This is a genomic window from Pseudomonas sp. FH4 (assembly GCF_000510915.2).
GTDB classification, from domain to species: Bacteria; Pseudomonadota; Gammaproteobacteria; order Pseudomonadales; family Pseudomonadaceae; genus Aquipseudomonas; species Aquipseudomonas brenneri.
Map to the genome: position 1 here is coordinate 116,921 of NZ_AOHN01000028.1, position 24,317 is coordinate 141,237.

Sequence of the window (24,317 nt, forward strand, 5' to 3'; positions counted from 1 at the left end):
ATGAGGTGGCAACTATGAGCCTAGCCCTCCAAGCGCAACCCTTCACTCGGGAACAATGTGTCGCCGGACTACGGGCGGCCGTGGGCATCCTGGAAAAGTGGCAGGCCAGCAGCGACCAGGCCTGCCGCATCCTGCGTATCTCGCGCAGTACCTACACCCGCGCCCGGCAGCGTGATGCCGCATGGTCCGTCAGCCTGGACTTCGATCAGATGCAGCGCATCAGCTTCGTGCTCAATATCCACGCCACGCTGCGCATGGTGTTCGATAACCCCGAGAACGTGTATGGCTTCCCCGCAATGGCCAACGACAACAGCTTTTTCAACGGGCGCTCGCCCCTGGAGATCATGGCTCAGGGCGATATGATTTCGCTGTACGAAACCTTCCGCCGCATCGATGTGCTGCGTGGCGCGCAATGGTGACGCTGAACCAGCTGGGTGAGTTGCCGGGGGGCCAGTTGCAGGCCTATCGCCTGGTCAATTCAAAATTCCCGCCGATTGCATTGTTTGACGATGTGGCGGATGCCGACGAGTTTGAGGCGCTCTATCAGATCCAGGCCCTGACCAACCCGCGATTGGGCAATGAGGTCGGCCGGATTGAGCTGATACCCCGTAGGGAAATCCCGTTCGGGATTGTGGGATGTTCCTACGCAATTGCGCCGTTCACCCACGTCAATCCTGCCGGGTCGCGTTTCAGCGCTGGTGATTTTGGCGTCCTGTACCTGGCTGCGACGATAGAAACGGCACTGGCAGAGGTGCGTCATCACCAGAACCAGTATTGGTCCGGGGTCCATGGCCTGAACTATGAGCGTTTTGTCTTTCGCGGGCTGTCGTGCACCTTTGCCGGTGATTCGATGAAGGATGCGACGTCGGTGCCGATCAGCGACCCGATCTACGATCCCGACGACTACAACGACTCCCATCGTTTGGGCAGCGCACTGAAGAAGGCCGGCTGCCCGGGCCTTCGTTATCTGTCAGTGCGTGCAGAGGGCAACCACTGCTGGGCGTTGCTGACACCTAGGCCGGTGTCGTCGATTGTCCAGGCCTCTCATTACGAGATGGTCTGGAATGGGCAGATCACCAGTGTCAGCAAGATCAGCGAAGCCTGATGCACAGGGTCAGATCTGCCCGCGCACCAGGATCGACTCATCGATCTGCGCAATCGAGGTAACCCCGGTGAGGGTCATGGCCACGCGCATTTCCTTGGCAAAGATATCCAGCAGGTTTTCCACGCCACGCTGCCCATCAGCGGCCAGGGCGTAGGCGGGCGCGCGCCCCAGTAACACGCCACGGGCGCCGAGGGCGAGCATGCGTACCACGTCCAGCCCGGAACGAACCCCCGAGTCCACCAGCACCGTGAGATCACTGCCAACCGCCTGGGCGATCTCAGGCAGTGCCTTGGCGGTGGACAGCACGCCATCAAGCTGGCGGCCGCCGTGGTTGGACACGACGATGCCGTCAGCGCCGAAGCTCACGGCATCCTTGGCGTCCTGTGGGTCGAGGATGCCCTTGATGATCATTGGGCCCTTCCAGAACTCACGGATCCACTCCAGGTCTTTCCAACTGATGGAGGGGTCGAAGTTGGTGGCCAGCCAGCCGATGTAATCTTCAAGGTGGGTCGGTTTGCCCAGGTATTTGGAGATGTTGCCCAAGTCATGAGGGCGGCCCATCAGCCCCACATCAAACGCCCAGGCCGGCTTGGTCACGGCCTGCAACATGCGTCGCTGGGCGGCGTACGGGCCGGACATCCCGGAGTGGGCATCACGGTAGCGGGCGCCGGGGGTTGGCATGTCGACGGTGAAGACCAGGGTTTTCACTCCGGCGGCTTGCGCGCGCTCCAGGGCGTTTTTCATGAAGCCGCGGTCTTTCAACACATAGAGTTGAAACCAGATCGATTGCGCGGTCTGCGACGCAACTTCCTCGATCGGGCAAACGGAAACGGTCGACAGGCAAAAAGGCACACCTTTATTGGTCGCGGCGTTGGCCACCTGGACTTCCCCGCGTCGGGCAAACATGCCGGTCAGGCCCACCGGACTCATGACCACCGGCATCGCCAGCGGTTGGTCGAACAAGGTGGTTTCCAGGCTCAGGCTCTCGACGTTACGCAGCACACGCTGGCGCAGGCTGATGTCTGCCAAGTCCGAACTGTTGGCCTTGAGGGTGTGCTCGGCGTACGCGCCACCGTCAATGTAGTCGAACAGGAAGCGCGGCAGTTTGCGGCGTGCGGCTTCGCGGTAATCCGATGCGGACGAAATGATCATGAACAGTGAGGCCCCGGAATAAAGAAAACGGTGGGTGGAGGATAGCCAAAGGCTTTTCATGGTAAAAACAACTTTTACAACTTCATTCAAGTCGAAAATGGAATAGTCATGAACCTGCGAACGCTGCGAGCCTTTGTCGAAGTGGTGCGCCAAGGCAGTTTCTCACAAGCGGCCGAGATGGTTTCGCTCACGCAATCGAGTGTCAGCAAAGCGGTCAAGACGCTGGAGGAGGAGTTGGGCACGCCGTTGTTCAGCCGTATCGGCCATAAGAGCGAACTGACAGCCGCCGGTGAGATTGCCTACCGCCGCGCCCTGGTGTTGCTCGCCGAGCGCAACGACTTGGTGGCCGAGATCAATGACCTGTTGGGGCTCAAGCGTGGCGTGTTGCGCATCGGCTTGCCGCCGGTGGGCAGTGGTGAGTTATTTGCCGCGATGTTTGCGGTGTATCGCCAGCGTTACCCACAGATCGAGATCGAGCTGATCGAGCATGGCAGCAAGAAGCTGGGCGAGTGCCTGCAAGCGGGGGAGGTGGACGTGGCTGCCCTGCTGGTGCCGGTGGAGGGCGAGTTTGAGTATCAGGACGTGCGGGTCGAGCCGTTGATGGTTGTCCTGCCCAGCAGCCATCCATTGGCGGGACGCAAGAGTGTGGATTTTTCCGACTTGTCCGACTCACCCTTCATACTGTTCGAGGCCGGGTTTGCCCTGAACCGCATCATTCTTTGCGCCTGCGAGCGTCGGGGCGTCTCGCCGAAGGTTTCGGTGCGCAGCGCCCAGATCGACTTTATCGTCGACCTGGTCGGCGCGGGCCTGGGTGTCGCCTTCCTGCCGCGCATGCTGGCTTACAAGCACCTGCATCCCGGCATTGCGTTGATTGCGTTGGATGAGCCCCAGACTGACTGGCATATTGCCCTGACCTGGCGGCGTAATGCTCACTTGCCACCAGCCGCGCGGGCCTGGTTGGACCTGGCCAGGGAAATGGGTAATGTCCCTGCGCCATTTTAGGCTTTTGAATCCAATCGATATTCTGTAGCCTTGCGCAGCTTCACCCGTGCTTGATGAACACAATCACTTCGTCCGGCGGCGCCCGAAGGGCTCCAGAGCCGGTGGTATACTCGACTTTCGCGCAACTGCGCCTGCAGGTCTTGCGAACATGACGCAAATTTCCGAACGCCTTCTGGTCCAAGCCCACCTCGATGCCAAGCAACCCAAGGTGCTCAGTGCCGAGGAAGAGGCAAGCTTACGTTCTGCCATCGCTGCCGAGCTCAAGGCTCAAGATGCGGTGCTGGTGGCGCATTTCTACTGCGACCCGGTGATTCAGGCCCTGGCCGAAGAAACCGGTGGCTGTGTTTCCGACTCCCTGGAAATGGCCCGCTTCGGCGCCGCATACCCGGCCAAGACCGTGCTGGTCGCCGGTGTGCGCTTCATGGGCGAGACGGCGAAAATCCTCACCCCCGAAAAACGTATCCTGATGCCAACCCTGGAAGCCACGTGCTCCCTGGACCTGGGTTGCCCGGTGGAAGAGTTTTCGGCGTTCTGCGACCAGCATCCGGAGCGCACCGTGGTGGTCTACGCCAACACTTCGGCGGCGGTCAAAGCGCGCGCGGATTGGGTGGTGACTTCCAGTTGCGCCCTGGAAATCGTCGAAAGCCTGATGGATAACGGCGAAACCATCATCTGGGGCCCGGACAAGCACCTGGGTACCTATATCCAGCGTCAGACCGGTGCCGACATGCTGCTGTGGGACGGTGCCTGCATCGTCCACGAAGAGTTCAAGTCCAAGCAATTGGAAGACATGAAGGCGTTGTACCCGGATGCAGCGATCCTGGTGCACCCGGAATCACCGACCTCGGTGATCGAGTTGGCCGATGCCGTGGGCTCCACCAGCCAGTTGATTGCGGCGGCGCAGCGTTTGCCGAACAAGACGTTCATCGTCGCCACTGACCGCGGCATTTTCTACAAGATGCAGCAGCTGTGCCCGGACAAGGTCTTTGTCGAGGCGCCAACCGCCGGTAACGGCGCGGCATGCCGCAGTTGCGCGCACTGCCCGTGGATGGCGATGAATACCCTGGAGCGCACGCTGCAATGCCTGCGTGAAGGCAGCAACGAGATCTTCGTCGAGCCTTCGCTGATTCCCCATGCGGTACGCCCGCTCAAGCGCATGCTGGACTTTACCCAGGCGGCCCGTCTGAAGTTGGCCGGCAACGCCTGATCCATGCCTGCCACGATCAAACTGTAGGAGCTGGCTTGCCTGCGATAGCATCACCTCGGTCTGACTGATACACCGAGGCGCCTGCATCGCAGGCAAGCCAGCTCCCACATTTGATTTGCATCGTTTGGGCGCTATTTCTTTTTCTTCGGGATCCGCACCAATTGCGTGTCCGAATAGATGTCATGCCAGGCGCGTTTTTTCTTGTCCACCAGCGACCAGATAAACCCCAGCCCCGCACACAACCACGACGCAATCGACACCACAAAACGCAACAGCGCCTGCCACAGGCTGATACGTGAGCCATCCGTGTTCTGCACGCGCACGCCCCATACCTGCATGCCCAGGGTCTGCCCGGAATGGGTCCAGAACTTGGCGAAGAAGCCAAACAGCACAAAAAACAGAATCGTCGACAACAACGGATCACCGTCCAGGGCCCCGGACTCCGAGAGCGTGCGCATCTTCGCCTCCCCCACAAAGGCGATCCACACCAGCTTGTAGAGCAAGGCGGTGACGATCAACAGGGCGGTACACAACAGGAAGTCATAGAACATCGCTGCCAGACGACGGCCCAGGCCAACGGCGGGGAATTCGCCTTGGGGGCTCAGCAGGTGTTTCGACATGGCTCGGCTCTCTGGAGGAAAAAAGCCATTTTACGGTCAAACGCATACAAAAAAGCCCCTGATGTCAGCATCAGGGGCTTTTTGTCGCAGTAGGGATCAGCCTTCTGCTTGTACTTCGTCAGCCTGCATGCCTTTCTGGCCTTGCACTGCGAGGAAGGTCACTTTCTGGCCTTCTTTCAGGGTCTTGAAGCCGTTGCCCTGAATAGCGCGGAAGTGCACGAACAGATCCGGACCGCTTTCAGGGGTGATAAAACCAAAACCTTTCTCGTCGTTAAACCACTTGACGGTACCGCTCTGACGTTCAGCCATTTTCTTCTTTCCTTTGACGCTAAAAATTGATGACAGTCCCTTTCACACGAAAGAGTACTGGGCTGGGTTGCAGGAAAGTAAGAGACATCGAACGGGTTGTAGCTAACTTTGGCTACTGCCCAGGTCCAGGTTCAAAGCGACCCATGCAAACACAGTGGGCAAACTCTACGACAACTAAGGCAGAAAAAACAAGCCCTCTAAAAGCCCTGTATTTACTGGTCATGATGACAATTCGGTCACTATTGCCGAAGTGTCTTATTCGATAGTGTGAGTCACTTGTTATAGGTTAATCGACATAACATTGACTATCGTCAGTGCGCTGTTTTATGGCGGTTGTGTTACACATTAGTGCAAGTGAACACAACCGCGTTACTTATAGGAACAATCAATCAGCCACGATAGTAACGTTGTGGCACGAATGGCATTTTACTTACACGAAGTGGCACCTTTTTCCCACGCACCAACGCAGAGACTTCGCTATCCAGCGCGGTAAAGGCCATGTCGAGGTAGCCCATGGCGAGCGGGCCGCCAAGGCTTGGGCCAAAGCCACCGCTGCAGACGGTGCCGATCACGGTGTCGTGCTCATCGACAATCTCTGCACCTTCGCGTACCGGCGTGCGTTCCTGTGGCAGCAGACCAACGCGCTTGCGGCTGACACCGGTCTGCTGCTGGGTGAAGATCCGATCGGCGCCCGGGAAACCGCCGGCACGCGCGCCATCAGCGCGGCGGACCTTGGAAATGGCCCACAACAGACTGGCCTCAATCGGTGTGGTCTCGGTGTTCATATCGTGGCCATAGAGGCACAGGCCGGCTTCCAGGCGCAGGGAGTCGCGGGCGCCCAGGCCAATGGCTTCGACTTCGGTTTCGGCCAGCAGGCTGCGGGCCAGGCTTTCGGCACTGGCCGCGGGCACCGAGATTTCGAAACCGTCTTCGCCGGTATAGCCGGAACGGCTGACATAGCATTCCACCCCCAGCAGGCGCAGGGGCGCGAACTGCATAAAGGTCATCTTGATGACTTCCGGGGCCAGGCGCGCCAAGACCTTCACCGCTGCCGGGCCTTGCAGGGCCAGCAGGGCACGTTCCTCAAACAGCGGTTCGATCTGGCATAGCTCGCCGATATGCTGGCGCAGGTGGGCCAGGTCCTGATCCTTGCAGGCGGCGTTGACCACCAGGAACAGTTCGTCGTTACCCAGGTTGGCAACCATCAAGTCATCGAGGATGCCGCCCTGTTCGTTGGTGAACATGGCGTAGCGCTGCATGCCCACGGGCAGGTCGATGATATCCACCGGCACCAGGGTTTCCAGGGCCTTGGCGGCATTGGCCCCGGTCAGGCGGATCTGGCCCATGTGCGACACATCGAACAACCCGGCCTGGTCACGGGTGTGCAGGTGTTCCTTCATCACGCCCAGCGGGTATTGCACCGGCATGTCATAGCCGGCGAACGGCACCATGCGCGCACCCAGTTCGAGGTGCAGGGCATGCAGCGGGGTTTTCAACAGGGTTTCGGTGGACATATTCAGCTCCTGAAAAACGTGCTGGCGCGTTATAAGCGTCAGCACTCGATAATGTTGACGGCCAAACCGCCACGGGCGGTTTCCTTGTATTTGCTTTTCATGTCGGCGCCGGTCTGGCGCATGGTGCGGATCACCTTGTCGAGGGACACGAAGTGCTGTCCATCGCCGCGCAAGGCCATGCGCACCGCATTGATTGCCTTCACCGAGCCCATGGCGTTGCGCTCGATGCAGGGCACCTGCACCAAGCCGCCAATCGGGTCGCAGGTCAGGCCGAGGTTATGTTCCATGCCGATCTCGGCGGCGTTCTCCACCTGGGAAACCGTACCGCCCAGCACTTCGCACAAGGCTCCGGCGGCCATGGAGCAGGCCACGCCGACTTCACCCTGGCAACCGACCTCAGCCCCGGAGATCGAGGCATTTTCTTTGTAGAGGATGCCGATGGCCGCGGCGGTGAGTAGGAAACGCACCACGCCGTCTTCATTGGCCCCGGGGATAAAACGCATGTAGTAGTGCAGCACTGCCGGGACGATCCCGGCTGCACCATTGGTAGGTGCCGTGACTACGCGCCCGCCGTTGGCGTTTTCTTCATTGACCGCCAGGGCATACAGGTTGACCCAGTCCAGCACCGATAGAGGATCGCGTAGGGCGGATTCCGGGTTCTTGCACAGTTGGCGATGCAGCGCAGCAGCGCGGCGCTTGACCTTCAAGCCCCCCGGCAAAATCCCTTCGTTGCGACAGCCTGCACCTACGCAATCTTGCATCACCTGCCAGATCTTCAGCAGGCCGCTGCGGGTCTCGGCTTCCGGGCGCCAGGCGCTTTCGTTGGTCAGCATCACCTGGCTGATGGACAGGCCGTAGGTAGCGCAATGCCCGAGCAAGTCCTTGGCACTTTTGAACGGGAAAGTCAGGGGCGTGGCGTCTTCGACAATCCGGTCAGCCCCGGCGGCATCTTCATCCACCACAAAGCCGCCGCCCACCGAGTAGTACTCGCGGCTGCGAATCTGCAGGCCGGCGGCGTCAAAGGCGCGGAAGATCATACCGTTAGGGTGAAAGGCCAGGGGTTTGCGAATCATCGCCAGATGTTCTTTCTCGTTGAACGCAATGCTGTGTTCTCCGAGCAGGTTCAAACGTGCATCCGCGCGAATCTGTTGCAGGCGCGTGGGCACGGTTTCGGTGTCGACGGTGTCCGGGTGTTCGCCCTCCAGGCCCAGCAACACAGCCTTGTCGCTGCCGTGGCCTTTGCCGGTGGCGCCGAGTGAGCCGTAGAGCTCCACCTTGACGCAGGTGGTGGTGTGCAGCAGGTCGTCACGCTTGAGGCCCTCGGCGAATCGGGCTGCGGCACGCATCGGGCCAACGGTGTGAGAGCTTGAGGGACCGATGCCAATCTTGAACAGGTCGAACACGCTTAAAGACATGGTTGTTCTCCGGTTTCTTATTATGTGTCAGGTGTACTCGGTGAAACTGTGGGAGCGGGCTTGCTCGCGAAAGCGGTCTGTCAGTTGATACATTAGGTGACTGAACCACCGCATTCGCGAGCAAGCCCGCTCCCACATTTTTTGATCGAGTACCTCCTCAGGTTATGCGTAGCTCTCGATCGACGGGCACGCGCACACCAGGTTGCGATCGCCAAACACGTTGTCGACCCGGCCAACCGGCGGCCAGTACTTGCCTTCGATCAACGACGCTACTGGGTACACCGCCTGTTCGCGGCTGTACGGGTGGCTCCATTCGCCGACGATTTCAGCTGCCGTGTGCGGTGCGTTCTTCAGTGGGTTGTCGTCCTTGTCCAACGTGCCGTTTTCCACTGCGCGTATTTCTTCACGGATCGCGATCATGGCGTCGCAGAAACGGTCCAGTTCCTCCTTGGATTCGCTTTCGGTCGGCTCGATCATCAAGGTGCCGGCGACCGGGAACGACATGGTCGGCGCATGGAACCCAAAGTCGATCAGGCGCTTGGCCACGTCATCCACGCTAATGCCGCTGCTGTCCTTGAGCGGGCGCAGGTCGAGGATGCATTCGTGTGCCACCAGGCCGTTGCTGCCGGTGTACAGCACGGGGTAGTGCTCTTCCAGGCGACGGGAAATGTAGTTGGCATTGAGGATCGCCAACTGCGACGCGCGCTTGAGGCCCGCGCCGCCCATCATGCTGATGTACATCCAGGTGATCGGCAAAATGCTCGCGCTGCCGAATGGCGCCGCGCACACCGCGCCTTCCTTGCGCTCCATGGCCGCATGGCCGGGCAGGAACGGCGTGAGGTGCGACTTGACGCCAATCGGGCCAACACCCGGGCCACCACCACCGTGGGGGATGCAGAAGGTCTTGTGCAGGTTCAGGTGGGACACGTCGCCGCCGAACTTGCCCGGTGCGCACAGGCCGACCATGGCGTTCATGTTGGCGCCGTCGATGTACACCTGGCCGCCGTTGTCGTGGATGATCCCGCAGATTTCGCGGATGCCTTCCTCGAACACGCCGTGGGTCGATGGGTAAGTGATCATCAGCGCGGCGAGGTGTTCGCGGTGCTCGATGGCCTTGGCCCGCAGGTCTTCGATGTCCACGTTGCCACGGGCATCGCACGCGGTGACGACCACGCGCATGCCGGCCATGTTGGCGGTGGCCGGGTTGGTACCGTGGGCCGACGATGGGATCAGGCAGATGTCGCGACGTTCTTCGCCACGGCTCTGGTGATAGGCACGTATCGCCAGGAGGCCTGCGTACTCACCCTGGGAACCGGCGTTCGGTTGCAGGGAGATCGCGTCGTAGCCGGTGGCCGCGCAGAGCATGGCTTCCAGCTCGCTGGTCAGTTGCAGGTAGCCGGCGCTTTGTTCCGCCGGGGCGAACGGGTGCAGGGCGCCGAACTCGGCCCAGGTCACCGGGATCATTTCGCTGGCGGCGTTGAGCTTCATGGTGCACGAGCCCAGCGGGATCATGGTGCGATCCAGTGCCAGGTCCTTGTCGGCCAGCTTGCGCAGGTAGCGCATCAGCTCGGTTTCCGAGTGATAACGGTTGAACACCGGGTGGCTGAGGATTGGCGACTGGCGCAGCAGTGCGGCGGGCAGGGTGCTGTCGACGCTGGCGGCTAGGGCGGCGAAGTCCGGCAGGGCTTTACCGCTGGCAAACACGCTCCACAGGGTTTCAATGTCGGCTTGGGTAGTGGTTTCGTCCACCGACAGGCCCAGGCGATCGGTATCCACAACACGCAGGTTAATGCGCACGGCGCGGGCCTTGTCGTGCAGGGCTACGGTGTTGGCGCCGGTGTTGAGGGTGAGGGTGTCGAAGAAGTTTTCCTGCTCGACCTTAAGACCCAAGGTAGTCAGGCCGTTGGCCAGGATCGCGGTCAACTGGTGCACGCGCTGGGCGATCTGGGTCAAGCCTTTAGGGCCGTGGTACACGGCGTACATGCTGGCGATGTTGGCCAGCAGCACTTGGGCGGTGCAGATGTTGCTGGTGGCCTTCTCGCGGCGGATATGCTGCTCGCGGGTCTGCATGGCCAGGCGCAGGGCCGGCTTGCCGAAACGGTCCACCGATACACCGACCAGACGGCCCGGCATATCGCGCTTGAACGCATCCTTGGTGGAGAAGTACGCCGCATGCGGGCCACCAAAGCCCAGCGGTACGCCGAAGCGTTGGGCACTGCCAATGGCCACGTCGGCACCGAACTCACCCGGTGGGGTCAGCAGGGTCAGGGCCAGCAGGTCGGCGGCCACGGCCACCAGGGCATTGGCGGCATGGAAGCGCTCGGTCAGTTCGCGGTAGTCAAAGACATCACCGTTGCTGGCCGGGTATTGCAGCAGGGCGCCAAAGAACGGGCTGACGTCGGTCAGTTTGCGTTCATCGCCCACCACCACATCGATACCCAGTGGCTCGGCACGGGTGCGCAGCACGTCGAGGGTTTGCGGGTGGCTGTGGATCGAGGCGAAGAAAGCATTGCTGCTCTTGTTCTTGCTCAGGCGCTTGCAGAAGGTCATGGCTTCGGCGGCGGCGGTGGCTTCGTCGAGCAAGGATGCGTTGGCGATTGGCAGGCCGGTGAGGTCGCTGATCAGGGTCTGGAAATTGAGCAGCGCTTCCAGGCGGCCCTGGGAGATTTCTGGCTGGTACGGGGTGTAGGCGGTGTACCAGGCCGGGTTTTCCAGGAGGTTGCGCAGGATCGGCGATGGCGTGTGGCAGTTGTAGTAGCCCTGGCCGATATAGGTCTTGAACAGTTGATTCTTGCCGGCGATGGCCTTGATCTTGGCCAGGGCATCCGCTTCGCTCAAGCCGTCGCTCAGGCCCAGTACCGCAGTGCCCTTGATGCTTTCCGGGATCACGCTGGCGCTCAAGGCTTCGAGGGAATCGAAGCCCAGGGTCGCGAGCATCTGCTGCTCATCGTCCTGGCGCGGGCCGATGTGACGGGCGATAAATTCGTTGGCGGTGCTCAAATTAACAGTCATGGCGCGCTCCTCAAGCTTGGGCGTTGGCTTTGATCAGGCGGTCGTACGCATCCTGATCCAACAGCTTAGCCACTGCGTCAGCGTCAGCCGGTTTAAAGCGGAAGAACCAGCCTGCGCCCATCGGGTCTTCGTTGACCAGCTCCGGGCTGTCTTCCAGCGCGGGGTTCACTTCCAGGACGTCACCGTCCAACGGCATGTACACGCCACTGGCAGCTTTTACCGACTCCACGGTGGACGCTTCAGCGCCCTTGTCGTAGGCCTGCAGCTCAGGCAGTTGTACGAAAACCACATCACCCAGCGCGTTTTGCGCGAATGCGGTGATACCCACGGTGACGCTACCGTCGGCTTCGGCGCGCAGCCATTCGTGATCTTCAGTAAAACGCAATTCGCTCATGGAAACTCCTCAGGGCCAGAATCGTCTGGTGGACGGGATTGAATGCTCGTGTCTGCCGAGCTGGATGGGTAAAGCCATAGCAAGAATGCGGCCAATAATTTTTATCGTTTAAAATCAATTGGTTGGCGTTTATGGTCGGAGGGTTGCCGTTATCCGTTGTAGCGAAATCGATACGCTTTGGTGGCGCAAAAAAAGCCTATGTGGATCAAAGCCTTGCATGGTGAAGGCTCACTGCGCCCGTATTGAAATCATTCCACTGTAGCGATTTCAGTACGAGTGGCCATGGCTAGAGATGCCCTGGCAGGTGATCTATCTACCGCACAAGGCACCAGAAGGCGGCTCACCCTGTCGGTTTCTATCGATCAGGACGCTTTACATGAGTAATCCAACAGGAACACTTCGGGAGATTTCGCAGGCACAAGCCTCCCGCAATTACCTTTCCAAAGTGTTTGCGCAACGTCTGACGTTGACTCAGGTGGCGCAGTCCATGATCCAGGAGTGGATAACCGACACGTTTGCAGGTTCTAGTCTGCAGGCCGACAACAGTTGGATTGGGGTCATACAGCGAACGAAAACCGGCAGTGTGGCTTACGGACAGCTTACGACCTTAAGTGACGCATTGATCGCGCGGTGCATGAGCGCCACCTTGCTGAACTACACATCAGGTCATCATCAACTGCTGCGCCAACTGCCCGCAGAGGGTTTCCAACCGGTGGGCGCAGCTATTTCTGTCGAAGATGTAGAACGCATGCTTAACGCCCTTGCCCCGCAGCTGCTGGAGGGTTTTTGCGTGCGGCTGGTGGCGTACTGGAATGCCCGGATCGAGGGACAAGCCTCGCACAGTCGCTGGGAGGCCGTGAGCAAGCAATTGCGTGCCTGCCTGCTCACGGCTCGACAAAATCCGCCGCTCAGTTTGCAGGAGCTCAAGATGTTGCTTGGCGAGGGGAGCGATGTGCAGGTGCTCTGGGCTTACCAGGAGGATCGGCAGGCACTGGGCGCACCGAACCCACTGCGGATTTATCAGGTATATGCCGCACAGGCAGGGCTGCCGGGTGAATGGCTCCCGCTGCTGGTCTTGCAGCGCCAGCTCAATGAGGGCCTGGTAAGCCTGGTCTACCTGCCGGTGATGGCGCTGCTCAAACTCGACACGCTGGACCAGTTGGGCAGCCTGTTGCCTCGTTACATGAGCACATACACCCCAGGCCTACCGCTCAGTTGGGTGCTCAAGGAACCCCATACCGACGTATTCGATGCCCTGGCCCAGAGTTTATTGGAACGACAACTCAGAAGCGTGAGGCGGATCGACTGGTCTGTGTTGGCCACTGTTGGCAGCTATGAAAGGCTATTGATCAAACTGACCTCGCCCCTGGCCTGGTTTAACCCCGATTACGTCCAGCAACCCCATGAAGAGCAATTGCCGATCTGGTTGCAGACTGCCGGCGGCGCTGATCGCCAAGCCTATGGTCAATGGCTTGCGCGCCTGGCGCACCTGCAGCAATGCACCGCGGGGGCTTCGTTTCTGGACGGGCTTGAACCGATTGATGTGTACGCCCGCAAGGCGCTGCAACGCCAGATGCGCCTGGATCACCCGCAGGAGGTGATCATCAATCCGGACGATTACCTGCTGACATTCGAGCGCACTCAAGGTGGCACCGTCGGCTGGACGCAGCGCGCCACCAGGACCTTGACCGAGTGGGCGCTGGAAAACCCCTTCGCCTCTGCCTATGCCCGCGTGCAAATCAGCAACCAGGCGCAGCCGGGGTATGTGCCTGATTGGTGGATCAAGCCGGCTTATCTCAAGCAATTGATTGAAACCGTCGATGTCGGCAAGCATTACCCGGCGCTTCTCAACCGTCTGTTGCTGTCGGACCCGGTAGAGTCTGCGCGGCGGCGGCGGCTGTTTGTCGATCAGATGGCGATCCAACTGCCTCTGCATGCGCTGGAGAACAGCCTTCGTCAACGCAATGGTTTCACCCAGTCTGGGGTGTCAGTCGTGCAAGCGATACTGCAGGACGAGGGGCGGCTTGATACTCAGGTGATTGTCGCCCGGCCGCTGGCGTTTTTGACCCATGCCGGTGGCGTTGCCCATAAAGCCCGCAATCTGTTTGTCATCGGCCCACGTGATAACAGTGACCTGCCGCATATTCTTTATCGGCCGGATCAGCACGAGGCGATGCTTCAGCAGTTTGCCAGTCGCCAGGCCTTGCTCGATGAGGTGGCCCGTATGGGCAGCGATTTACAGGCCGTCGTGCTTGAACGCATGAGCGAAAACGACCAGGCAGTGTTTGCCCGGGGTGGTTTTTTGCACCCCCATGTCCAGCGTTTCCTGCAAGGGGATGAGTACAGCACACTGCCTGTTTCCGGTGCGGCGCTGCTCAGTGATGAGCAGGTGCCGGGGGTGTTTCTTGAGGCAGTATTCGATGAAAGCGCGACCAGCCTGTGGCAGCTTGCCAAGAAGCAGGCGGTCTCCAACGAGGCACTGCGCTGGAGCTTGTTCAAGAATGATCTCTGGCAAGTATTCAACATCCTGCTGCCGATGCTCAGGGGGCCGGTAGCGGTGGCAGGCTGGCTGTCTCAGATGTTTGACAGTTTTCGCACGCTGCTGGCGTTGCCGCCCGGGGCCAGCCAGGAGGACTCTGCCAGTGCGCTGATCGAGCTGATCGGCAGTTCGGCTGGCCTGCTATTGAGCCATGTCGTTCCCCTGGATGAGCGTTTGCGTTTGCGCGAGACCTGGCCGATCACAGGGGGCAGGGGTGGGCGTGTGGCGTTCACAGGCGGGCCTCATATTCATCAACCCGTGGCAGCATTTGCCTGGCAGCGTTCAATGGCAGATATCACGGCCATGGACTTCTCTTGGGCCACTTCACGGCTCAGGCCCAATTCGACCCAGCGAGCACAGCTCGAAACCTTCCAATGGGCGCCGGGGCCAGGGGAAACATGGCCGGCAAACCCTACGGTGATCTCGACAGACAGCCCCATACGCGGTCGAGTGGTGGTGCATGGCAACCATCAGGACTACACGCTGATAGACAGCAAGCTGTATGGCGTCAAGCCCGTTGGCGGTCGCTGGCGGATCGTCGACTTGAGTCACAACGAACGTTCAGGCCCATGGCTCAGGCAGGACTCGAAAGGTGTCTGGAAAGTTGACCTGGGCCTGCAATTGCTCGGTGGGCAGCCCAAAAAAGTCACGGCGGCAGAACGGCGTATACGCATCCAGAATGAAAACCTGCGACTGGAGCGTGACTACCGTGGCGCAACGGCTCGGCTGGATGAAGTTTTGGAACGGGTGCGGGCGGCCCAGAAACGCTACAGAGAGGTGCATGCTTCGGACTCTGATGCGTTCACGGATCAACAACGGCATGACAGCAGCACCGACTATTTGAGGGTGCTGGAAGAGGAATACCGGCTGCAACTCGACAGGATTAATGCGTTGACTGCAAAAAACACCCACAAACCGGTGAGTGGCTTCGAGCGAGAGAAGATGAAGCAGTTGGAGGCCATCGTTGAGAACTTGCGCGACCAGATGACCGTGGTGATCAACACCCGTGCGGGGGTGATTCTTTCCGATGAGCGTTTGAGCGAGTTGGAGGCACAAATGGATGGCGGCGACGAAGCGATTGCCCAGGCAGCTCATCGTATTGTTGTTCAATCCGCGCTGACGATCGCAGAGTACAACGCTCAACTGATCGACTTGAGCACTCTGGAGCAGAATGCCCATGAGCGATTGATGGGCGTGCCCGGGTATGAGCCGCATGCCCTGTTAATGGCCGCGCCAGAGACGGGCACGCCTCTGGACTGGAAGTCCATGCAGTTAAAGGCGTTGTATGGCGCGATGTTGCGTCGGTTGCCATCCTCTGGAGAGTATGAGGATTTCGATCAGCTCCATGAATTGTTCGGTGAGGCGATCCAATCGATCCAGTCGCAGAAAACCCTGCGCGAGCCCGACTTGTTGAGTATGGAGCAGCGAATCACTGGGTATGAAGCGATTGCCAGGGAGTATCGAAGGTCCCAGGCAGGGATTCGGGAATACGGCGATATGGCCGTGGAGTTGGTTGACAAGCGTGTTATCGAACAATTGGGGCATCTGCTCAAAGAGTTGGGCCGGGAAGCAGAACAGTCCTTGTCGATGCTGCTTCGCGAACAGGAGGCGCGCCCTGCGGCCCAACCTGTGTCGGTACCCAGCGCCGACAAGCGTTTGTTCCTCGATCGCAAAAAGCGCTACCAACTCGGGCAAGTAAGGGCCCGCACGCCTGAATCGGAGGATGAGATCGTTGATATCCTCAGTCCAATCGATAAGAGCGTACAGGCGAGCTTTCGTCGCAGCCCAAGCTCAGATGACTTTGAGCCGGTTACCGAAGCGGCTGCGTCTGTGTCGCGACCGGTACGCTCGCTGGAAAAGCTCAAGGGCGATGCACGCAGGCTGCTTGACAGAGAGCCGCTGGTGGTTGAGCAGGCCCGCAATGAGACCCACATCTCCAGCATGCCCGACAGCGTCGAGGCCCGCCTGGCACGCCAGGCCGAGGCCATGAAAGGCGTTGCACAGAAAATCCGCAAGGCGCTGGCCCGCGAGCCGGAAAAAGACAAGGGCACGTCAGCAGTTGTTTCCATTCCTTTGCTCGATGAGCTGGCTCAGGCCTCCAGCCGCCTTGTGGAGCAGGGGCGGCTGATACGTATCGAGATGGTCAAGCACCTGCCCCCTGACGAAGAAGGCATTGCCTATCTCAAGCAGCAGAATGAAGTTGAAATTGTGCTGGTAAAAGACCGTGTGCAGCTCAAGCGGCTGGATGATTTTCTACAGGAGTATGTGATCAAGGACAGGCAGGGCAAGGTTTTGGCGTATGCGCATTTTCATTATCGGGCACGGACGACACCCAATGCAGGCTACAGCGCTGGCCATCTGAAGCGGCCCGAACAGCGTTTTATGAGTTATCGCAGCCTTGGCGAAAAGACTGACGCCGATGTGATCGCGATCTACTATTCGCGGATCAGCCCGGCCATGGCCCAGCGCCTGTTTTTCAGCACCAGGGGTGTAATGGTACAGCGCGGGCGGCGGGTATTCTGGTAAGCATCATGCTCAATTTTTACCGGGAATCCCGTACTTGCGTAGCCGATGGGCGATGGCGGTATGGGAGGTCTGCAAGCGGCTGGCCAGTTGTCGCGTCGATGGGTAGCTGGCATACAGTTTTTCCAGCAACGAACGCTCAAAATCCTCCACCGCCTGCTCCAGGCTATCGACTTCTCCGTCGCTCTGGCGGGCGACCGAGGTGCCGGCGATATCCAGGTCGCCAATGTCCACCAGGTTGCTTTCGCAAATGGCGGCGGCGCGGAAGATCACGTTCTGCAACTGGCGCACGTTACCCGGCCAGCGGTTGCCCAGCAGCGCCGGGTAGGTGCCCGGTGCCAGGCGACAGACCGGGCGCTGGATCTGCGCGCAGGCCTGCTGCATGAAGTAGCGGGCCAGCAGCAGGATGTCCTGGTCGCGCTCGCGCAGGGGTGGGACTTCGACATTCAGCACGTTGAGGCGGTAGAACAGGTCTTCACGGAAGGTGCCTTCGCTGACCATTTTCTCCAGGTCGCGGTGGGTAGCACTGAGGATGCGTACGTTGACCTTGATCTCACGGTCGCCTCCGACCCGGCGAAAGCTGCCGTCGTTGAGAAAGCGCAGCAGCTTGGCCTGCAGGTACGGCGACATCTCGCCAATCTCATCGAGGAACACGGTGCCCTGGTTGGCCAGCTCCATCAATCCCGGCTTGCCGCCGCGCTGGGCGCCGGTAAAGGCGCCGGGGGCGTAGCCGAACAACTCGCTCTCGGCGAGGTTTTCCGGCAGGGCCGCACAGTTCAGCGCCAGGAAGGGTGAGCTGTGGCGCGCACTGATGGCATGGCACGCGCGGGCCACCAGTTCCTTGCCGGTGCCGGTCTCGCCCTGGATCAACAGCGGGGCATCGAGGGCCGCCACCCGTAATGCACGGGTCTTGAGGGTGCGGATCGCCGGGGATTCGCCCAGCAATGCATCGAAACCTTCGGCATGGTCATGGTGCAGCGCCGACAACCGTTCGCCGATGCGGTTGGGTTGATACAAGGTCAACAGCGCGCCAGCATCGGTAATCGGCGTGGCGTCCAGCAGCAGGGTCTGGCCGTTGACGCTGATCTCCCGCAGGGGCAGGCGAAAGCCGTGTTCGAGCAGGGAGTCCAGCAGCGTTGGGCTGTCAAATAGTTCGGCGATGCTTTCCCCTGCGGGTTCGCGACCATAGAGGGTAATCAGTGCCGGATTGGCCAGCAACACCTTGCCGGCGCTGTCCAGGGCCAGCACCGGATCGGTCATGGCCGCCAGCAGGGCGTCGAGTTGCAGGTGGCGGCGTTGGCCTGGAAGGATGTCGACCACCGTCACCGCTTGCACGCCGTGGACGCTGAACAACGCGTCGCGCAATTCTTCCAGTACTTCGGCGCTGAGGGTCGGGGCGTCTATATAGACGTTGGGCGGCACCATCTCCACCGCATCCAGGTTGAGATTGCGCCCGCCGAGCAAGGCCAGGACTTCCTGGGTAATGCCGACGCGGTCGATGAAGCTGACGTGGATACGCATGGGGCTGCTGACAGTTCTGGGGAGCGAGAGGCGGCCAGTATGCCTTGGAGCAGGGCCGAGGTGAAATCTGACAGATGACACTGATCAAAATGTGGGAGCGGGCTTGCTCGCGAATGTGGTGTATCAGCTACATATTCAGTGACTGACACTCTGCATTCGCGAGCAAGTCGAATCGTCGCACCGCCGCTCCCACATTGGGTGTGTGGCGTTGCTGGGGCCGGGGTTATTCCAGGTGTTCGGGTTTGACCGGGTCACCCGATTTCATGCCCAACTGCTGCCTGACATCCGCGAACATCAGATCGTAATGCTTGTGTTGCGAGCCGATGCTGCTGTGTGTCTTGGGGATTCCGTACTTTTCGGCAATCTTGGTCACGTTGCTGGCAAAGTTGTAAGCCTGATCCTTGGGCAGGAAGAACGTTTCCTTCATGTCTTTACCCTGAATGTTGCCATGCAGCGTGAACTGCATGCCTTTCCCTTCGCGTGCATCCGTGACGACCTCGTAGTCGAGGCACAGGTCGTAGCTGACATCGTCTTTGTTCAGCGCATGGCGTTCGATATGCAAGTGACCGGGTTCAAAAATGGCCATAGGCGTCTCTCCTTTACAAGGCATTGGAGAAGGGCGGCAGCAAGCGCCGCCCGGTGTGTCGTTATAAGTAGGTGATACCAGGCTTTGCCGTGCTGATACGAGTGCCGGCGGTGCCCTGGACAATCGCTTCGATGTCCGAGAGTGAACCGATCACTGCGGTTTTGCCAGTCTGGCGGGCGAACTCACAGGCGGCCTGGACCTTGGGACCCATGGAGCCGGCGGCGAAGCCGAGTTTTTCCATTTCGTCCGGGTGCGCCTGGCCGATGGCTTTTTGCGTTGGCTTGCCAAAGTCAATAAACGCTGCATTCACGTCAGTGGCGATCACCAGCAAGTCGGCTTCCAGTTGCGAGGCCAGCAGTGACGAGCACAGGTCTTTATCGATCACCGCCTCAATGCCCTTGAGCTTGCCATCTTCGCCATACATGGTCGGGATCCCGCCGCCACCGGCGCAAATCACGATGCTGCTTTTTTCCAGCAGCCACTTGATCGGGCGAATCTCAAAGATGCGTTTGGGACGCGGGCTGGCCACCACCCGGCGGTATTTGTCGCCGTCGGGAGCAATCGCCCAGCCTTTTTCGGCCGCCAGTTTTTCCGCTTCGGCCTTGGAGTAGACCGGGCCGATCGGCTTGGTCGGGTTCTGGAAAGCCGGGTCCTTGGCGTCCACTTCCACCTGGGTCAGCAGCGTGGCGAACGGCACCTCAAAGTCCAGCAGGTTGCCCAGTTCCTGTTCGATGATATAGCCGATCATGCCTTCGGTTTCGGCGCCCAGCACGTCCAGCGGATACGGTGAAACCTGGGTGTAGGCGGCGGCTTGCAGCGACAGCAGGCCGACTTGCGGGCCATTGCCGTGAGCGATCACCAACTCGTTGCCCGGATGGATCTTGGCAATCTGTTCGGTGGCGATCCGGATATTGGCGCGTTGGTTGTCCGCAGTCATGGGTTCACCACGGCGGAGCAGGGCGTTACCGCCCAGTGCAACGACGATACGCATAATGCAATCCTTCTAGAATTCTGTCTTGTGAACACTGGACCAAGTGTGGGAGCCGGCTTTATGTAGGAGCCGGGCTTGCCCGCGATGCAGTCACCTCGGTCTGCCAGACATATTGAGGTGATGCCATCGCAGGCAAGCCGGCTCCTACATAAAGCCCGCTCCCACTGAGTCAGTGGGAGCTGCGTTGGATTACAAATCAGCCAACGTCGACACCAGGATCGCCTTGATGGTGTGCATGCGGTTTTCCGCTTGCTCGAAGGCGATGCAGGCCGGGGACTCGAACACGTCGTCGGTCACTTCGATGCCGTTGGCCAGGTGCGGATACTGCTCGGCAATCTGCTTGCCGATCTTGGTATCGCTGTTATGGAACGCCGGCAGGCAGTGCATGAACTTGGTGCGTGGGTTACCGGTGGCTTTCATCAGTTGGCTGTTGACCTGGTACGGCAGCAGTTGCTCGATGCGCTCGGCCCAGGCTTCTACTGGCTCGCCCATGGACACCCAAACGTCGGTGTGGATGAAGTCCACGCCCTTGACCGCCGCTTTCGGGTCTTCGGTGAGGGTGATGCGTGCGCCGCTTTCTTCTGCGTATTTTTTGCAGCGACCCACCAGGTCATCGTGTGGCCACAGGGCTTTTGGCGCGCAGATGCGCACGTCCATGCCCAGCTTGGCACCGACCAGCAGCAGCGAGTTGCCCATGTTGTTTCGGGCGTCGCCCAGGTAGGCGTAGCTGATGTCGTGGATCGGCTTGTCGGCGTGTTCACGCATGGTCAGCACGTCGGCGATCATCTGGGTTGGGTGGTATTCGTCGGTCAGGCCGTTGAACACGGGCACGCCGGCGAACTTTGCCAGTTCTTCGACGATTTCCTGCTTGAAGCCACGGTACTCGATGGCGTCGTACATGCGCCCGAGTACGCGAGCGGTGTCCTTCATGCTCTCTTTGTGGCCGATCTGCGACGAGTTCGGGTCGATGTAGGTGACGTTGGCGCCCTGGTCATAGGCCGCCACTTCGAAGGCACATCGGGTGCGGGTCGAGGTTTTCTCGAAGATCAGCGCGATGTTGTTGCCTTTGAGGTGTTGCTGCTCGGTGCCGGTGTACTTGGCGCGCTTGAGGTCGCGGGACAGGTCCAGCAGGTAGCGCAGTTCGCGCGGGGTGTGGTGTTCCAGGCTCAGCAGGTTACGGTTGTGGATGTTGAACGCCATGATGATTCTCCTTGGATTCGGTAATCGGCCCGGTCGGCACTCGGTAAGCGCCGCCGGGTAGATGGTCGTTTAGTAGTCGATAGGGTCGCGGATGATCGGGCAGGTCATGCAGTGGCCACCGCCACGGCCGCGGCCGAGCTCACCGGCGCTGATGGTGATCACTTCCACGCCGGCCTTGCGCAGCAGGGTGTTGGTGTAGGTGTTGCGGTCGTAGCCGATCACCACGCCAGGCTCCACGGCCACCACGTTGTTGCCGTCGTCCCACTGCTCGCGTTCGGCGGCGAAGCTGTTGCCGCCGGTTTCCACTACACGCAGGGCCTTGAGGCCAAGGGCGGCGGCCACGGTGTCGAGGAAGTTGGTTTTCTCGCGTTGGATATCGATGCCGTGGGGCTTGCTTTCGTCAGGGCGCAAAGTGAAGGCAACGATCTGGTTGACCACTTCAGGGAAGATGGTTACCAGGTCGCGGTCGCAGAAACTGAACACGGTGTCCAGGTGCATCGCCGCGCGGGATTTCGGCAGGCCGGCAACGATCACCCGTTCCACCGCCTTGTTCTTGAACAGGTTGCGCGCCAGTTGGCCGATGGCCTGGTGAGACGTGCGTTCGCCCATGCCGATCAAGACCACACCGTTGCCAATCGGCATCACGTCGCCGCCTTCCAGCGTGGAGGCCCCGTGTTCCAGGTCAGGGTCGCCGTACCAGATCTGGAAATCGGCGTTGGTGAACTCAGGGTGGAATTTATAGATGGCGGTGGTCAGCAGGGTTTCCTGACGTCGCGCCGGCCAGTACATCGGGTTGAGCGTCACGCCGCCGTAGATCCAGCACGTGGTGTCACGGGTGAACTGGGTGTTGGGCAGCGGCGGCAGGATGAAGCTTGAGTGGCCGAGGAAGTCGCGGAACATCTCGATGGTCTTGCCACCGAAGCTGCTTGGCAGGTCATCGGCCGATACGCCACCGATCAGGAACTCGGCGATCTTGCGTGGCTCCAGGCTGCGCAGCCACGAGCCGACTTCATCGACCAGGCCCAGACCAACGGTGTTGGCGGTGATCTTGCGCTCCAGGATCCAGTCCAGCGCTTCGGGGATGGCGACAATGTCAGTCAGCAGGTTGTGCATTTCCAGCACATCGATGTCCCGCTCACGCATCTTGGTGACGAAGTCGAAATGGTCCCGCTTGGCCTGGGCAACCCAGAGCACGTCATCGAACAACAGCTCGTCGCAGTTATTGGGGGTCAGCCGCTGGTGGGCCAAACCTGGGGAACACACCATGACTTTGCGCAGTTTGCCGGCTTCGGAATGTACGCCGTACTTAACTTTTTCCGTGGTCATTACAGATCCTCCAGTGAACATAAACAGTGAGGGTGTTACAGGGTCAGGAAGCCGTCGTAGAGCCCATAGGCCGCCACCAGGGCGCCAATGACCACTGCGGCGAAAATCAGCTTCTCGACGTTGGTGAAAATCGGTTTGCCCAGTTCACGCTTGGCCTTGGCGAACAGGATCGCGCCAGGGGCGTAGAGCAGGGCGGACAACAGCAGGTACTTGGTGCCACCGGCATACAGCAGCCAGACCGCGTAGATCAGGGCGATGGCGCCGATGAACAGGTCTTTCTTGCGCTCGGCCAGGGCCGCCTCGTAGGTCTCGCCGCGTACCGCCAGCAACAGCGCGTAGGCCGCCGACCACAGGTACGGCACCAGGATCATCGAGGTGGCGAGGTAGATCAGCGACAGGTAGGTACTGGCGGAAAACAGCGTGATCACCAGGAAGATCTGCACCATGGCATTGGTCAGCCACAGGGCGTTGACCGGCACATGGTTGGCGTTTTCCTTACGCAGGAACTCCGGCATGGTGTGGTCTTTGGCGGCGGCGAACATGATCTCGGCGCACAGCAGCACCCATGACAGCAGCGCCCCCAGCAGCGAGATGATCAAGCCGACGCTGATCAGTACCGCGCCCCAGTGGCCGACCACATGTTCCAGCACTGCGGCCATCGACGGGTTCTGCAGCTTGGCCAGTTCCGGTTGAGTCATGATGCCCAGGGACAGCACGTTCACCAGCATCAGGAACAGCAGCACGGTGATAAAGCCGATGACAGTGGCCTTGCCCACGTCCGAACGTTTTTCGGCACGGGACGAGAAGATGCTCGCGCCTTCGATGCCGATGAACACCCAGACGGTGACCAGCATCATATTGCGCACCTGGTTCATCACGCTGCCCAGGTCGGGGTTTTTCACGCCCCAGATATCAGCGGTGAAAATGTCCAGCTTGAACGCGAACAGTGCGATCAACACAAACAGCACCAGCGGCACGACCTTGGCGACCGTGGTCACCAGGTTGATGAACGCTGCTTCCTTGATCCCGCGCAGGACCAGGAAATGCACGGCCCACAACAGCACCGACGCGCCAATCACCGCCGCCGGGGTGTTGCCTTCGCCGAAGATGGGGAAGAAGTAACCGAGGGTGCTGAACAGCAGCACGAAGTAACCGACGTTGCCCAGCCAGGCGCTGATCCAGTAGCCCCAGGCCGACGAGAAACCCATGTAGTCGCCAAAACCGGCCTTGGCGTAGGCGTATACACCGCCGTCCAGGTCAGGTTTGCGGTTGGCCAGGGTCTGGAATACAAAGGCCAGGGTCAACATCCCCACGGCAGTAATAACCCAACCAATCAATACCGCACCGACATCGGCGCTGGCGGCCATGTTTTGCGGCAACGAGAAGATCCCGCCGCCAATCATTGAGCCCACAACAAGAGCAACAAGGGCGCCTAATCGAAGTTTTCCGGGAGATTCAGACATTGCGTGACTCCAATGCAGGAGAAGAGAGACCACAGAATAAAACTGTGCGCTATTCAAACAGCTGACTCAGATCACTTCATTGGCACATTCCATTGCGAATTAATGACTTATGGTTGAGTTGTTACAGGCGTATAATTGTTCGGATAAGTGCGTTCCAGAGCCTCTATCCGTTACGGTTAATCATTTTTATGTAGGGCATGAAGGGTTGACGCTAGCCCGTATTCCCAGATGTGCAAACTTTTTCAATAGGCTTTGCCAAATACGCCATGTGATGGGAAGACAAGTCATATTTAAATTCTAAATAGGCCTAAACTCTATTAACTGACATGCCATTAAGTTATGAGGCGATCCGCTTTATTCGCTATAGCTAATAAACGCTGAATACGTTAGATAAATTATCCGAGTGCACAGTTGTTGGCTCAATGACGGTTTGATTTG

At 59.7% G+C, this 24,317-nt stretch carries 18 protein-coding genes; 5 read left to right on the forward strand and 13 right to left on the reverse strand.

Annotated features, from left to right (window positions below; all coding sequences use genetic code 11):
- Window positions 1-14 precede the first annotated feature (14 nt).
- Window positions 15-419, forward strand: coding sequence for an antitoxin Xre-like helix-turn-helix domain-containing protein (locus tag H097_RS22205; protein WP_032862508.1), 405 nt, complete (start codon window positions 15-17; stop codon window positions 417-419).
- Entirely contained in the window at window positions 413-1,105 is a 693-nt protein-coding gene (locus H097_RS22210; RefSeq protein WP_032862509.1) for an RES family NAD+ phosphorylase, read from the forward strand. The genes H097_RS22205 and H097_RS22210 overlap by 7 nt, the downstream gene beginning before the upstream one ends.
- A gap of 9 nt (window positions 1,106-1,114) precedes the next feature.
- Here H097_RS22210 and lldD read toward each other — a convergent pair whose 3' ends face one another.
- Window positions 1,115-2,257, reverse strand: a complete 1,143-nt coding sequence (gene lldD, locus H097_RS22215) for an FMN-dependent L-lactate dehydrogenase LldD (RefSeq protein ID WP_032862625.1) — start codon at window positions 2,255-2,257, stop codon at window positions 1,115-1,117.
- Window positions 2,258-2,365: 108 nt separating this feature from the next.
- Here lldD and H097_RS22220 point away from each other — a divergent pair, with 108 nt between their 5' ends.
- Window positions 2,366-3,259, forward strand: a complete 894-nt coding sequence (locus tag H097_RS22220; protein ID WP_032862510.1) for a LysR family transcriptional regulator — start codon at window positions 2,366-2,368, stop codon at window positions 3,257-3,259.
- 148 nt (window positions 3,260-3,407) lie between these two features.
- Window positions 3,408-4,466 carry a quinolinate synthase NadA gene (gene nadA / locus H097_RS22225; RefSeq protein ID WP_032862511.1) on the forward strand — a complete coding sequence of 353 codons (1,059 nt, stop codon included), beginning with the start codon at window positions 3,408-3,410 and terminating at the stop codon, window positions 4,464-4,466.
- Between the two features lie 131 nt (window positions 4,467-4,597).
- Here nadA and H097_RS22230 read toward each other — a convergent pair whose 3' ends face one another.
- The 6 genes from H097_RS22230 to gcvH all read right to left on the reverse strand — a co-directional run bounded on the left by H097_RS22230 (window position 4,598) and on the right by gcvH (window position 11,730).
- A complete protein-coding gene (locus H097_RS22230; RefSeq protein ID WP_032862512.1) occupies window positions 4,598-5,086 on the reverse strand; it encodes an RDD family protein in 489 nt (162 codons plus the stop codon).
- A 96-nt stretch (window positions 5,087-5,182) separates the two neighbouring features.
- On the reverse strand, window positions 5,183-5,395 hold the full coding sequence (locus tag H097_RS22235; protein ID WP_032862513.1) for a cold-shock protein: 213 nt from the start codon (window positions 5,393-5,395) through the stop codon (window positions 5,183-5,185).
- Window positions 5,396-5,784: 389 nt separating this feature from the next.
- Window positions 5,785-6,909, reverse strand: coding sequence for a glycine cleavage system aminomethyltransferase GcvT (gene gcvT / locus H097_RS22240; RefSeq protein ID WP_032862514.1), 1,125 nt, complete (start codon window positions 6,907-6,909; stop codon window positions 5,785-5,787).
- A gap of 38 nt (window positions 6,910-6,947) precedes the next feature.
- Window positions 6,948-8,324: an L-serine ammonia-lyase gene (locus tag H097_RS22245; RefSeq protein ID WP_032862515.1), complete on the reverse strand. Its 1,377-nt coding sequence runs from the start codon at window positions 8,322-8,324 to the stop codon at window positions 6,948-6,950.
- 162 nt (window positions 8,325-8,486) lie between these two features.
- A complete protein-coding gene (gcvP, locus tag H097_RS22250) occupies window positions 8,487-11,336 on the reverse strand; it encodes an aminomethyl-transferring glycine dehydrogenase (protein WP_032862516.1) in 2,850 nt (949 codons plus the stop codon).
- A gap of 10 nt (window positions 11,337-11,346) precedes the next feature.
- Window positions 11,347-11,730, reverse strand: coding sequence for a glycine cleavage system protein GcvH (gene gcvH / locus H097_RS22255; RefSeq protein WP_032862517.1), 384 nt, complete (start codon window positions 11,728-11,730; stop codon window positions 11,347-11,349).
- Between the two features lie 634 nt (window positions 11,731-12,364).
- Between gcvH and H097_RS22260 the strand changes: the two genes are divergently transcribed.
- Window positions 12,365-16,795, forward strand: a complete 4,431-nt coding sequence (locus tag H097_RS22260) for a DUF6543 domain-containing protein (protein WP_032862518.1) — start codon at window positions 12,365-12,367, stop codon at window positions 16,793-16,795.
- A gap of 9 nt (window positions 16,796-16,804) precedes the next feature.
- Here H097_RS22260 and H097_RS22265 read toward each other — a convergent pair whose 3' ends face one another.
- The 6 genes from H097_RS22265 to arcD all read right to left on the reverse strand — a co-directional run bounded on the left by H097_RS22265 (window position 16,805) and on the right by arcD (window position 23,879).
- Window positions 16,805-18,313, reverse strand: coding sequence for a sigma-54-dependent transcriptional regulator (locus H097_RS22265; protein ID WP_032862519.1), 1,509 nt, complete (start codon window positions 18,311-18,313; stop codon window positions 16,805-16,807).
- 223 nt (window positions 18,314-18,536) lie between these two features.
- The gene (locus H097_RS22270; protein ID WP_032862520.1) at window positions 18,537-18,899 is read right to left on the reverse strand and encodes a DUF5064 family protein; all 363 of its coding nucleotides are present in this window, start codon (window positions 18,897-18,899) and stop codon (window positions 18,537-18,539) included.
- A 61-nt stretch (window positions 18,900-18,960) separates the two neighbouring features.
- A complete protein-coding gene (gene arcC / locus H097_RS22275; protein WP_032862521.1) occupies window positions 18,961-19,890 on the reverse strand; it encodes a carbamate kinase in 930 nt (309 codons plus the stop codon).
- A gap of 189 nt (window positions 19,891-20,079) precedes the next feature.
- Complete coding sequence (locus H097_RS22280) at window positions 20,080-21,090, reverse strand: ornithine carbamoyltransferase (RefSeq protein WP_032862522.1); 1,011 nt, start codon at window positions 21,088-21,090, stop codon at window positions 20,080-20,082.
- A gap of 69 nt (window positions 21,091-21,159) precedes the next feature.
- The gene (gene arcA, locus H097_RS22285; RefSeq protein ID WP_032862523.1) at window positions 21,160-22,416 is read right to left on the reverse strand and encodes an arginine deiminase; all 1,257 of its coding nucleotides are present in this window, start codon (window positions 22,414-22,416) and stop codon (window positions 21,160-21,162) included.
- A 35-nt stretch (window positions 22,417-22,451) separates the two neighbouring features.
- Window positions 22,452-23,879: an arginine-ornithine antiporter gene (gene arcD, locus H097_RS22290; RefSeq protein WP_029296320.1), complete on the reverse strand. Its 1,428-nt coding sequence runs from the start codon at window positions 23,877-23,879 to the stop codon at window positions 22,452-22,454.
- Between the last annotated feature and the right edge of the window lie 438 nt (window positions 23,880-24,317).